The 13,460-nt window shown below is 34.3% G+C and carries 12 protein-coding genes; 6 read left to right on the forward strand and 6 right to left on the reverse strand.

Features of this window, described 5'->3' with window-relative positions; genetic code table 11:
* The first annotated feature begins 124 nt into the window (after positions 1-124).
* From BZG02_RS06060 to BZG02_RS06075, 4 genes are all read left to right on the forward strand, one after another.
* Entirely contained in the window at positions 125-982 is an 858-nt protein-coding gene (locus BZG02_RS06060) for a PPK2 family polyphosphate kinase (protein ID WP_101260520.1), read from the forward strand.
* A gap of 277 nt (positions 983-1,259) precedes the next feature.
* The gene (map, locus tag BZG02_RS06065) at positions 1,260-2,039 is read left to right on the forward strand and encodes a type I methionyl aminopeptidase (protein ID WP_101260521.1); all 780 of its coding nucleotides are present in this window, start codon (positions 1,260-1,262) and stop codon (positions 2,037-2,039) included.
* Positions 2,040-2,174: 135 nt separating this feature from the next.
* On the forward strand, positions 2,175-2,870 hold the full coding sequence (locus BZG02_RS06070) for an IspD/TarI family cytidylyltransferase (protein ID WP_101260522.1): 696 nt from the start codon (positions 2,175-2,177) through the stop codon (positions 2,868-2,870).
* Between the two features lie 593 nt (positions 2,871-3,463).
* Positions 3,464-4,528 (forward strand): CDP-glycerol glycerophosphotransferase family protein, encoded by a 1,065-nt coding sequence (locus BZG02_RS06075; protein ID WP_101260523.1) that lies wholly within the window; start codon positions 3,464-3,466, stop codon positions 4,526-4,528.
* Between the two features lie 38 nt (positions 4,529-4,566).
* Here the strand turns inward: BZG02_RS06075 and BZG02_RS20990 are convergent, their stop codons facing one another.
* Both BZG02_RS20990 and BZG02_RS06085 read right to left on the reverse strand, forming a co-directional pair.
* On the reverse strand, positions 4,567-5,409 hold the full coding sequence (locus BZG02_RS20990; protein ID WP_342746948.1) for an adenylyltransferase/cytidyltransferase family protein: 843 nt from the start codon (positions 5,407-5,409) through the stop codon (positions 4,567-4,569).
* 59 nt (positions 5,410-5,468) lie between these two features.
* A complete protein-coding gene (locus tag BZG02_RS06085) occupies positions 5,469-6,866 on the reverse strand; it encodes a capsule assembly Wzi family protein (protein WP_101260524.1) in 1,398 nt (465 codons plus the stop codon).
* A gap of 307 nt (positions 6,867-7,173) precedes the next feature.
* Between BZG02_RS06085 and BZG02_RS06090 the strand changes: the two genes are divergently transcribed.
* Entirely contained in the window at positions 7,174-8,079 is a 906-nt protein-coding gene (locus BZG02_RS06090) for a DUF6492 family protein (protein WP_101260525.1), read from the forward strand.
* Between the two features lie 137 nt (positions 8,080-8,216).
* Here BZG02_RS06090 and BZG02_RS06095 read toward each other — a convergent pair whose 3' ends face one another.
* The 4 genes from BZG02_RS06095 to BZG02_RS06110 all read right to left on the reverse strand — a co-directional run bounded on the left by BZG02_RS06095 (position 8,217) and on the right by BZG02_RS06110 (position 12,718).
* A complete protein-coding gene (locus BZG02_RS06095; RefSeq protein ID WP_101260526.1) occupies positions 8,217-8,966 on the reverse strand; it encodes a hypothetical protein in 750 nt (249 codons plus the stop codon).
* On the reverse strand, positions 8,950-9,495 hold the full coding sequence (locus tag BZG02_RS06100; RefSeq protein WP_101260527.1) for an NUDIX hydrolase: 546 nt from the start codon (positions 9,493-9,495) through the stop codon (positions 8,950-8,952). The genes BZG02_RS06095 and BZG02_RS06100 overlap by 17 nt, the downstream gene beginning before the upstream one ends.
* Before the next feature lie 387 nt (positions 9,496-9,882).
* Positions 9,883-11,580 (reverse strand): gamma-glutamyltransferase, encoded by a 1,698-nt coding sequence (gene ggt, locus BZG02_RS06105; protein WP_101260528.1) that lies wholly within the window; start codon positions 11,578-11,580, stop codon positions 9,883-9,885.
* Positions 11,581-11,686: 106 nt separating this feature from the next.
* Positions 11,687-12,718: a carbohydrate-binding family 9-like protein gene (locus BZG02_RS06110; RefSeq protein WP_101260529.1), complete on the reverse strand. Its 1,032-nt coding sequence runs from the start codon at positions 12,716-12,718 to the stop codon at positions 11,687-11,689.
* A gap of 209 nt (positions 12,719-12,927) precedes the next feature.
* Here BZG02_RS06110 and BZG02_RS06115 point away from each other — a divergent pair, with 209 nt between their 5' ends.
* Positions 12,928-13,446: a nitroreductase family protein gene (locus BZG02_RS06115; RefSeq protein ID WP_101260530.1), complete on the forward strand. Its 519-nt coding sequence runs from the start codon at positions 12,928-12,930 to the stop codon at positions 13,444-13,446.
* Positions 13,447-13,460 lie beyond the last annotated feature (14 nt).

The following is a 13,460-nucleotide window of genomic DNA, read 5'->3' on the forward strand; positions in this document are numbered from 1 at the left end:
TCAAAACCATAACGATTCGATAAAATACGGTTAAAACAATGCCAGTGCACAAATGAATCTGGAATAAATAATAATTTTCTGAATCACTAAAATTACTTATTTTTAATTAAATATAAACTTTCCTATGAATATCGATCAATACAAAATCTCAAAGAAAATAAATTTAGCACAAACAACTACTTTCAAGGAAATTGAAGATGCGAAAGAAAAACTAAAGCAGGTTCGCAGAAAAATCAGCGAATTGCAGGATACAATGTATGCACATGGCAAATACAATATGCTTATTTGTTTGCAAGGTATGGACACCTCTGGTAAGGATAGTTTGGTAAGGGAAGTTTTTAAAGACGTAAACGCTCGAGGCGTAGTTGTGCACAGTTTTAAGGCGCCTACCTCGGCCGAATTAAAACATGATTTTTTGTGGAGACATTATGTAGCTCTTCCTATGCGAGGAAAAATTTGTGTTTTTAACCGTACTCATTACGAAAATGTTTTAGTTACCAGAGTACATCCCGAGTATATTTTGGGTGAAAATATTCCTTCGGTAACTGGTCTAGACGATTTAGACGATGCTTTTTATCACAAACGTATGGAACGCATTGTTAATTTCGAGGAGCATATTGCTGAAAGTGGTACTATCATTTTAAAATTCTTCCTGCATCTATCGAAAGATGAACAAAAGAGAAGATTGCTTAGAAGACTTCGTAAGAAAAATAAGAACTGGAAATTTTCTAAAGATGATTTAAACGAACGCAAATCGTGGGATGCCTATCAAGAATGTTACGAGGATGCAATTAATCGCACATCGAACGATTTTGCACCTTGGTACATTGTTCCTGCCGACGACAAAGCCACTTCGAGATTAATTGTTGCAGAAAGCATTCTTCAAAGCTTGAAAAAGTACAAAGATATGGTGGAACCAACTCTCGACGAAGAAACTCTATCGCATTTAGACGAATTTGAAAGACAACTAAAAAACGATTAAAAAAAGCTCTCGATGAATCTCTCCGGATTCATCGAGATTTTTTATTTTGTATTCTTCCTCCAACAAAAATTCCACTTCGAAAAGCTTGTCCTCTATAATAAATGAAAATGCCTCACTCCTTACAATTGATATTCAGCTTACTTCCATCGTTTTCGAAGCATTTTTCTTTGTCATTACCTGCATGAATAGCCTTATTTGATTTGCATAATTCAAATTCTATGCAGACCTTTGCCATTCTAAATATGCAGAACTATTAGGTTGTTGCAAACACAAAGTTATGAGTGAAATAATTATTAAAACTCCGGAGCAAATTGAAGGAATTCGAAAAAGTGCTCAATTAGCCGGGAATACCCTAAAATACATTAGCGATTTCGTTAAAGAAGGAGTTAGTACAGAATATTTAAACCAACTAATTGAAGAATACATCCGAAATAATGGCGCCATTCCTGCTCCTTTAAATTACCATGGTTTTCCTAAAGCCTGTTGTATTTCTTTAAATAATGTTATCTGTCACGGTATTCCTGATGACAATACCATTCTTAAAAATGGCGATATTTTGAATGTGGATGTAACCACTATTTTGGATGGTTACTATGGAGACACCAGTACTATGTTTACTATTGGTGAAGTTTCGAACGAAGCAGCTAAATTGGTTGAAGACACCGAGGATGCCTTATATTTGGGAATTGAACAGGTGAAACCAGGCAATTACTTTGGCAATATTGGATTCATGATTGGAAGATTTGCAAAAGGAAAAAAATATAGTGTTGTTTATGAATTTTGCGGTCATGGTGTTGGCATTGACTTTCACGAAGCTCCGCAAGTAGAACATATTTCTCCTCGAAATTCAGGTCCAAAGATGAAAGCAGGCATGATTTTCACCATCGAACCAATGATTAATCTTGGTAAACCAAGAGCAATTGTTGATGAAAAAGATGGTTGGACAGCCCGCACTATTGATAAAAAATTGTCGGCTCAATTCGAACATACTATTTTGGTAACCGAAGATGGTTACGAAATTCTTTCGGATGTTGGAGAATACGATATTTTTAAATAGATTTTAAAAAATTAACCTATAGTTCGCAAAGAACTCTTAAAAAAAATAAACCGCTTCACTTTGGAGCGGTTCTTTTTTTGCTTTTTAAACCGCCGAATAAATTGTAATTTCGATCCATTATTTTAAATCATACCAATGAAAAATGTAGCTGTAATATTAGCCGGAGGAAGCGGAAAACGAATGGGTGGATCGGTACCTAAACAATTCCTAATTCTGGGCAAGAAACCAATTATTCAGCTTTCTATCGAAGCGTTTGAAAATCATTCTGAAATAGATGAAATATGCATTATTATTCATGCCGATTTTATACCGGAACTTGAAGGTATTGTAAAAGAAAATGGCTTTAGAAAAGTAAGACATATTTTAACTGGTGGTAAAGAGAGAAGCGATTCGAGTATAGCAGCAATTCGTGCCTACCAAAAAGAACCAAATGTAAACTTAATCTTCCACGATGCGGTTCGCCCATTTGTGAGCAAGGATATTATTTCAAATGTAATTTCTCATCTTGAAAAAGGGAAATCGGTTGCCGTAGCAATTCCAACCGTCGATACGATTTTTCAAATTGATGAAAATGACCGAATTGTATCTGTTCCTCAAAGAAACCTATTAAGAAGAGCACAAACACCACAAGCTTTTTCATACAAAGTGATTAAAAAAGCCTACGACATTGCCCTAAAAGATCCTAATTTTGTTGCTACCGATGATTGTGGTGTGGTATTAAAATATCTTCCCACTGAAGCCATATTCACCGTAGAAGGAGAAGAAACCAATATCAAAATTACTTTCGAGGGAGATTTAGTTTTGGGGGAGGAGATTTTGAAAGGGAAATAGATATAGCACCCATCTCTACTCCTCCTTTAAAAATCCTCGAATGTGACAAATAAATAATATTCTTAACACTCTTACTTGTAATTTATTATTTTTAAAATCTTCACTATTCCATAGGCATAGCTTACTTTTGCGCTAAATATTATCTTTAACTGATACCTTTACCACCTTTCCAGTTCTCATTTCACAAACCTATATCTATAATTAGGTACAAAAAATTATAATCGAAACTCCCAAGCAGCAAAATTAACGAGCCCCAATATCTCGCTCAAATTTGGTACCAATTTAATAGATCGGTCCTATTTCTATTCATTATTCGCAACAATATGTTACAAAAAACAAATTTTTGAAACAAATTTTTCACCAAAACGCTTTATTGTATTTCTTCAGAAATAAGAACTAGTGGTCTTGCAGATGTTATCAGCAGAATTTAGTAGAGACCAAGATATTTAAATGATAAAAAATGCAATCTACATTACTTATAGAGATGATTCAAATAATAAAATTACTTTTGAACAGAATTTGGTTTACAGACATAATTTCGAGTTCCAAAAATTTCCAACTCTTAAATAGAATATTACCTTAAAAAATTAAAAATGAAAATACTATTCGATGTTTTAAACATTTATTATATTCCACAATATTACCCTATCTGGTTAGAATTACAAAAGAGAGGACATGAATGTTCTTTTGTAGTCTATTCCAAAAAAAATGATGAAACACAATTAAAAGAAATGCTTTCTCAATTAAGTATTGATTTTACCTGGGTATTTGATCAAGACGCAGCAAAAGATTACTATCTAATACAAAAACCAGACTGGATATTTTTTGGCAATGAATTCCCATATCTGAACGAAATACATCAAGCTTCAAAAACGGTACAATTAGGACATGGAATTGGCCCTAAACCAAGCTATTACAACAAATCAAACACTCCTATGACTGTTCGATTTGTAGAAGGCGATTTGCGAATTAAGAAACTAAAAGAAATGTATCCAAATGATACATTTATTCAAACTGGATTTAGCAAATTGGATCCAATTTTTAATAATATGGAAAAAGGGTTAAATCTAGAAGAATTAGGCTTGGATCCTAAAAAGAAAACCATACTTTACGCTCCAACTTTTAACCCCACATCTATAGGTTGTTTTCCCAATAATTGGCCTAAAGAGTTCTCTGAATATAATATTTTAGTTAAAGTTCACTCGTTAACATTATCACGAGAAAGGTATAAAAAAGACCAAGATAGAATTACTGCTTGGGCGAAATATTCCAACGTATATGTTGCTGCTATTAAAGAATTTTCACTAGTACCATTTTTAAAAACTGCTGATATTTTGGTTAGTGAAGCATCCTCCACTTTATTTGAATTTGCCGCACTAAATAAACCCGTTGTCATCTGTGATTTCTACGACTTAAAGTGGTCCTACAAAGGATTATTCAAATATCGATTTAAAAAACGTTTTGGAGAATCGGTAATTTATGACCAATTGGGGGCTCATGCATCTAAATTTAAAGACCTAAAAAATATTATAAAACAAGAGCTTCATTTCCCCTCGAAATATGAAAATAGCAGGCACGAATACAATAGAGACCATGTTGGACCAACCGATGGGAATGCATCACAAAGGATTGCCGACTATTTAGAAAAAGAACTTTAAAAAGATGAGGCTGTTTAAATAAACAGCCTCATCTTTTTTTATTTCTTTATTAATTTTAATGTATCCTTTAATATGGTTGAGCTTACACTCTCGGTGTAACTAAAATATTCCATTTCACATGTTACTGGTGGATATTTCCCCCGCCAATCATCTCCAACCGAAATAGCATCAATACTATGCTCATCCACCACTTTTTGCTTATCCTTATCGTTCTGAGGAATAACTTCATCAACATATTTAATCGATGAAATTATTTTAGCTCTCTCCTCATAAGGAATAACCGGCTTTTGTCCTTTCGTTTTAAGAATCAACTCATCTGTTGAAACCCCAACGATTAAATAATCACACAGTTCTTTCGACTTTTGCAATATGTTCAGATGCCCGTAATGGAAAAGATCAAAACAACCAGAAGTATACATTCTTCGGTACTTTTTCTCCCTTCCAAAATCATCCAATACATTTTTAATTTCATCTCTAATAGTATTGAACAAACCAGCCTCAACCTTATTACAATTAACAGTTATATCTACTGGCTTAGGCCAGGATTTATCTGTAAACACTTGTGAGTTATAATTAACAGCATTCTCATATCGTGGGATAACATGAAAATGAACCTCTGGATCAACCATCATTAACATTAAATAGTTAATCTTCTGATTCCCAAAAGTTCTATTAATTCCAATCTCAATTTCCTTTGTTACAACAGATAATTCAAGCATTGCTTCCGAAGAAATTGAATGAAAACTAGTTTCCTCTTCTTTACAAATTAAAACCATGGCCCCTAAGGTTACCTGTTCGGTCCTCAATAACAATAACCAATGTTTGTATTCTTTTATTAAAGATTGAGGGTAAGAAAATCTTGTCAAAGTATCTTTAAGCATTTTTTAATCTCCTTCTATTTTTCTTTTAGTCTTAACACAGTAAGTTCCACAAAATGAAACTAATGAATAGTTCGTTTCAATAAACCTGATTTAGATATCCTAATAAAAAAACCAAGTTTATCCTTCAATAATTCTCCCTCATCAAGCGCACAAGCTAGATCTATGTTAAAAGGAATTTTCTTTGCTGGTATTCTAACCTCTACTAATCCCGAAAACTGACTTAAACTAGTAGAATATGGATTACTATAAGTTCCAAAATTATTACTGAAGGTAAGATAAGTTTTATAGGGTATTTCTCCAATAAAACCAGCCACACCAAAATGCACTGCTTTAAAACGGTTATTCTCAACTCCCGCCAGCTCTTTATCTTCTCCATTAGTAAATAATGGCGAACCTATCGATCTCCCATAATGCGTCCATCCAGATCGATACTCCCCGTGATTAAAATAATTATCTACACCTCTATAATGAACCCCATCAATATCGCCATGTAAAGCACCAGACTGATCGGTTGTATGATAAAATTCAACAATTGCAGCTTGAAATAATGATTTGTCCTTATTTTTTCTCTCATAATATAATCCAAACAAACCATCCGGTGAATTTTCTGATTTTCGTCCTGAACCATCTTCAAAAATGGTCTGATAAAATGAATTCAAACTAAAACTCTTCGCATTGAAATAAACATCGAAACGATAACTGCCTATATGGTTTCCTATTCGATAGGCATCATTTTCGTAGGCACCATCATCATCTCCTGTACCTCTAAACACCTTAAAATATTTATGCAACGAACCCGAAATATCCCCATTTACAGGATGCGTACCAGACCACAAAGCATAATGTTCTATTCCACCACTTACACTAATTTTGGAATCTTTAAATAACCTTACATATAAATTTTTGTGATGAATTCTTGTATTATCGATATATCGATCATCAGTAGTTATTCCATCAGACAATAAACCTTTAATAGCGATATATCCGTTTGTATAAGGTACATTCGTATAATCTGGTACACTTAATTCATACTGAGGATATGCCCTAGAATTATTAGAATATAACAAATCACCATTGGTTGATGACAAACCATCGTATTTTTGACCGTGACTTTTTTGCCCTAAATAAAAATTGATGAATTTCCAACGAATACCAGCATATAATTGATTCACAATCAATTTTGATTCATTTCCGACATAACCAAGCCCAGAAGCTTTCCACATAAAATCAAATGATTCATTTTGATCTTCTTCTATATCCATACCTAGTGAGAGATCTGTCATTACAAATCCATGCTCTGGAATGATACCGTTTTTATTAGAGTGAAGCCAGAATGGAAGGCTATTATTCGCTCCAACAGCTGAAGAAACACCAACTTCGTAATTTGTTTTCTTCTGAGAAAAAACAATTCCACTTATAAACATTAGAACGATTAAAAGACTTCCTCTTATTTTCATTATTCCAAAAAATTAAAATTTCAAGTGGACAAAGATAGGGATTATAATTTGTGCAATTCATAAAAATATGCGATTTATCAGTTGTTTCAAATGATAAAACTTCCGTTAGAATAGACTGAGTTCTCAATAAAATTCTCATCCCAATTTTTATGAAAAACGGATTAATTATTGACAAAAAAAGATAGCTTTGTGATTGAAATTAACCTTATCTTATAAAAAAGTTTTTTTATTTTTTTTTAAAAAGCGTAAACAATAACCAACAAACAAGGAAAAAGCAACTTCTTGTATTGTTTTAAATAATCAACACATGAAACTTAGTGCAGTTCTACCATTATGTATTCGAGGTAGCTATAATATTGATGACCTTGGTCGCACAGAAATTCTTTTCAAAAGCCTCTCTGCTTTCGCAGAACCAAATCTTTTTAACGAATTTTTGATTGTATGTCCAGATAACGAAGTAGAAATTATTAAGGAAAAATGCCTAAAATGGGAAAAACTTAATATCCGCGTAGTCTCTGAAGAGGAATTGATACCCGAATTAAAAGCATATCCACACGTTCGTGGATGGAGAAAGCAACAAATGGTTAAGTTAGCAGCACCCCGAATGCTTGATTGTGATTTCTTTGTAACTTTTGATGCAGATATTATTTGTTTAAAACCTATTACAAAAGATATGCTATTACCTAATGGTAAAGCATTACTGCAATATGAAATGCGCTCCCGACATCCTAAATGGTGGAGATCTTCTTCCAAAATACTTAATACTAATGCTAAGTTTGGTGATACTAAAAAAGGAATGTCTGTAACACCTGCGATACTTTCAAGTAAACTTTGTAATTTAACTGGTGAAGAGATTGAAAAGGGATGGAAAAACAATGGAACCTGGGTTGATCGACTATGTCAGTTACACAATCCTAACTTACTTTCAAATTGGACTCCTTATAGATTTCTTCGCTCCAGATGGACAGAATATTCACTTTACTATCTTTCCTCTCAAAAAAATGGACAACTTGATAACTATCATATAACGTGTGGAACATCAGAACACCCTCAGATGTTATTCTCTCATAGTACTAATCCTATTGAAGAATGGGATATCAAATTAAGCTTCTCTCAAAATGATCCGGGACTATTTTGTGTTGTTGGAAGTAAAAGACGACTAGAAAATGAAATGGTTTGGGATCTTGTCAGTCCTTTTATTCCATACAAATAGCAAACAAAAACATCGCGAAATACCTATATGTTAAAAGGATGTGTAAATTAATTTACACATCCTTTTAACATACTTTTCAAATTAAATATTTGATTTAAATACTTTAGCTTAGCATCAGCAACACAATTATTGAAATTCTATTTCCTAAGTTTTTTCTTCAATGCTAATTTTCTATTAATTTTTATTTTGTGTTCTTGGTCAAGCCGAATCAGTAAATGAACAGCCTCATCTTCATCTTGTTGATTTAATCTGGCATACTCTCTAGCTACTATTTCCAATTCATCCTCTCCGGCCCAAATCTGAGAAAAATTCTTTAAGCCCTTTAGGTAATCCATTTTCTCAAATTTTAGACGATTAATATCCACAATTGAGAAATCATAGTTCCCATCTTCTTTTTTTGAGATTAGAATATTACCCCGTGAATAATCTAAATGATGAATTCCATTTCTGTGCAATTTCTCAAAAGTAAAAACGGCAAACTGTTTAAGGATATTTTCTTTATCGGGAAAATCAAATCCAATTAAATCTCGAATGGTAAAATCATACTCATGATGAATTGACACATAATAGCTTCTATTAAACAATCCATTCTTTATAACTTCAACAACTGCAACAGGTTCTGGCGTATTTGCTCCTCTGTGCAATATTTCCAGTCCATATTCGTAAGAATGCTTAGCCTTTGATCCACGAAGCCATGCATAAGCTATTTTATTAATCAAATGAGGAATTTTAAAGGATTTTACATTCAATTTAACCCCCTCTATTTCGATTACTTTTATCTCATTTCGCCCCTTATAAACAGATATCCCAATTTCTTCAAATTGATCTGGCAATTCATTCAAAAAGCCTTTTAACTTCTTATACTTAGGATTAATAAATATTCTCATTCAAACAATTTTTTACAAATGCCATTACTATTTTTCGCATCGAATCTGCTCCTATTTCATTAAATGGAACTTTTTCCGGCTTATAAAATTCAAATCCGGAGATATCATCCTTAGCATCAATACCTATAAACGAATTTATTTTACAGATGTAGGCTAAATCAAGAGTGAAAACAGAGAGTCCGCCAAAAATATATTCGTTCGGCGAAGACATAAAGTAGGTCATTTCATCGACTTCTAAATTTAGCTCCTCTTTTAGCTCTCTGCAAAGTGCCTGTTCTGCTGTTTCCATCACATCTACAAATCCTCCTGGCAAATCGAGCATACCTTTTTGAGGCTGAAAAGCCCTTCGGGTAAGAAGCAGTTCTCCCTTTTCATTAACAATGAGAGCGGCAACTGCTGCCGAAGCATTAATGTATAAGTGAAATTCGCAGTTTGCACATAAAAATGAATTGTCGGACTCAAATTTAAATGCAGAACTTCCACATTTCGGACAGTACTTTATCACTTTTTGTGGAATTGTAGGGCTCATTTTTATTTTTTTTTAATGAACAGCAAATCTACTTGAATGAAAATTGTCTCGCAATATTCAAACGCATTTTTTATAGGAATATTAGCATTGCACTTATTTGGACTGACAAAAAATAAGCTGGCGAATATTCATTAACTGTTTGATATATTTAAAAAGTTACTACTTTTAAAACCAAGCAATTTACAAATGGGACGAGCCAACCTCGTTTTCTATAATTACATTTTATATTGGGGTTTATCTTTTTCTTGTTTCAATAAGTCGCTATTACTGATTAAAAAAGATATTCAGGCCGCCCATTTTTTCAGTTGCTTTTAAATCAAAAATGAATTTCTAACCCAACAACCATATCACCAAAAAGGCAAATTTCACTTAAAATTTGCCTTTTTATTAATAACCAGCTACTCGACTATCGGCATGTCTTTCCGTATCGGCAATTCCAATATACGCTCCCGATTCCGAAACAAATATATTCGCCATCATCCCAATTTTGCTCTGAATTTTAATAACATGACCTACCTCTTCGAGTTTACCTTTTACTTCTGGAGAAAGAGCCTTGCTTTCTGCGTAAACCTCATCGGGTAACCATTGCGAATGAACACGAGGAGCATCAACGCTTTGCTGTGGATTCATCTCAAAATCTATTCTATTAATAATATTTTGGAATACCGAAGTTATAATTGTAGAACCTCCCGGAGATCCAAGCACCATAAAAAGAGTACCATTTTTCTCTACAATTGTTGGAGTCATGCTACTCAGCATTCTTTTTTTAGGTTTGATTGCATTCGCCTCGCCACCAACCAGTCCGAATTGATTTGGGACACCTGGTTTACAGCTAAAATCATCCATTTCATTGTTGAGAAAAAATCCACCTCCTTCCACCACCACTTTACTTCCGTAATTGCCATTTAATGTGGTCGTAATTGCAACGGCATTTCCCTCCTGATCAGCAATAGAGAAATGAGTGGTTTCAAAACTTTCAATTACTGCCACACTTCCGGCCTTAACATCCTGCGAATTCGATTTTTCATCCATTTCAATAGTGGCAAATCGATTCTCTAAGTATTCCCCATCTACCAATCGATCAACAGGAATCGGATAAAAATCTGGATCACCAAGCCATGTAGCCCTATCGGCATAAACTCTTCTCTCCAACTCTACCATTAAATGGATATGCTCAAAAGATCCGAAGCTCCATTCATTCATTTTATGCATCTCGGCCCCTTTTAATAGCTGTAACAATGCAATTCCTCCGCTTGATGGTGGTGGCATGGAAACAATTTTGTGTTCACGATATTCGCCTATTAGTGGCTTCCGCCAGATAGCTTGATAATCTTGTAAATCTTTCGCATTGATAATTCCACCATATTTTTCCATTTCCGAAACAATCAAATTCGCTGTTTCGCCTTCGTAAAATCCATTTCGCCCCTTCGTTTTTATTGCCAATAAGCTTCGTGCTAAAGCTAAATTACTCAACGTATCTCCTTCGCGAAAAGGACGTTCTCTTACATATGGATTGTTACTTTTATTCTTGTTTTGCGCACTAATTTGATCGCGATAATCGTTTAGTTTATTCGCTTCTAACTCACTTAATACAACTCCATTTCTAGCCAATTTTATGGCAGGTACTAACAATGCTTCCCACTTCATACTTCCATATTTCTCATGAAGTTTTACCATTCCATCTACCGTACCTGGAACGCCAACCGCCAAATGCCCTTTCTGACTCCAATCAGAATTTACATTCCCTTCCCTGTCGCAATACATCTGCTCAAATGCCGCGCGGGGAGCTACTTCTCTAAAATCAAGCGAATTGTACTCCCCTTTTGAAGTTCGAATAAGAGCAAAACCTCCTCCAGCAATATTTCCGGCTCGTGGATAAACTACTGCCAAAGCAAACTGAACAGCAACTGCCGCATCGAAAGCATTTCCTCCTTTTTGTAATATTTCATTCCCAACTTCGGAAGCTAAATAATGAGCGCTTACCACCACTCCATTTTTATAGGATTTCGATTGATCCGAAATAGCACATGAAAATACGAGAAGAAATAGGACGAAAAAGACGGCGATTTTTTTTATTATTTGCATGTTATGTTTCCTTTATGGTTCAGATCTCTAAAGATAAATCGGATTTAAACATTCTCAGCCATTTACTACAAAAAAAAAAGGTGTTGCAATTACAACACCTCACCTTCTATTCGTTCCAAATTTTACTTTCGTGATCGATATACCATGTCCTCCCAGTCTTTCCTTTTGCGTACATTAAGAATTGTAGTTTGGTTACTTCTATCTGAACCGAAACATTTGAATTTAATTCCTTTCGATAAGCTCCTTTTTCATTATAACTCTGCTTCTGTTGCTTATATAATCTAATCAACTCCATTTTCAAAGCATAATCCTCATCCTTAACAAACGCATCAACTCCAAATCCAGCAGTTTTAGTTGAAAACTGAACATATCCCCAAGTTTCGGGCTGATGCATAGCAACTTCCCCTTGTGGAGACCATACCCAATTATGTTCTGGATAAGTCTTGCCTGTTTCAGGATTGATACATTTTGAATACTTCCCTTTCTCAGCAATCACATCCCAGTTTACACGAGAAAAATTAACTCGCCACTGCTCTCCATTTTTAGGTTTACGTTGCTCTGGCGCACATTCCCTTAAAACATCCCAAGGAAAAGCAATTTCCAAGGTCCATTTGTCATCCTTATCCGAGGCATCGTTTAGGGTTCCATATATGGCTACTGCCGATTTTAAACCTTTTATGTCCCATGCATTTATAGCAGGTGCACCATCGCGATACGGTCTTGCAATCATCAAATCCCAAATGGTATTTAAGGCATTCATTTCAAACTCATAATACCTATGATTATCTCCCTGAGGATCAATAAACACCTCAAAATCATTATCGTAAAAGATAACTGTATCTCTTTGCTTTAATTTTCCCCAAATATGAGGCTCTATAAGCTCAGCCGCCACATAAAAATACTCCTCATCCCAAGCCATTTTTACACGTGTATTATAGGTAGGCAAGGGCTTTTTATCTCCTTCTATATCCACAAAATAATCAGACCACTTAACTCCTCCCCACTCTGCGTCGTCTATTACTCCATCAATATGAACGGAATTTGACGTTTTATAGCACACATAGGCTTTTGGATGCTCTTGGGCTTTCCCAAACGAAAAAATAGACAGCAACAAAATTGAAAGTAATATCGTTCTCATGAAATTGAATTTATTAAGGTTTGTCTTAAAAAATGGCTCCTGGTTAGAACTCAAATCTAAGGATAATTTTCATGATTAGAATTCGAACTTTGTAACATTTACGGGAGTTTAAAATGAAATACTTCTACACTATCAATACTAATCTGGTTTAGTAGCATGAAAAAAAAATCATTTATTCCTACTTTTGAATAAAGCTAAAAACACGACTCATGTTAGAATTATTTTACAAACGACGAAGTATTCGTAAATTTACGGATACACCAATTGAAGCTGAAAAATTAGAACGCATATTGCAAGCTGCCTTATTGGCTCCTTCCTCAAAAAGCGTTTATCCTTGTGAATTTATACTGGTTGACAAGAAAGAAATTAACGAAAAGCTTTCGACTTGCAAACCTCACGGAGCTAGTTTTCTTAGAAATACTGCTTATTCGATAATTGTTGCAGGCGATACCAATAAAAGTGATGTTTGGATAGAAGATTGTGCCATTGCTGCCACTTTTATTCAGTTGCAAGCAGAACAAGAAGGCTTGGGAACCTGTTGGATTCAAATAAGGAAACGAGAATACAATGAGGAACAATCCGCAACATCCTACATTCGCAAAATTTTAAAAATGCCAACAAATCTGCAGGTATTAGCGATAATTGCAGTAGGTTATAAAGATGGAGAAAAGACAGGGAGAGACGAAACTCATCTCAAAAAAGAAAAAATTCACCGAAACCAATTCTAAAACACTACTAATGA

This window comes from Labilibaculum filiforme, assembly GCF_002843315.1.
In the GTDB taxonomy this organism is placed as follows: Bacteria; Bacteroidota; Bacteroidia; order Bacteroidales; family Marinifilaceae; genus Labilibaculum; species Labilibaculum filiforme.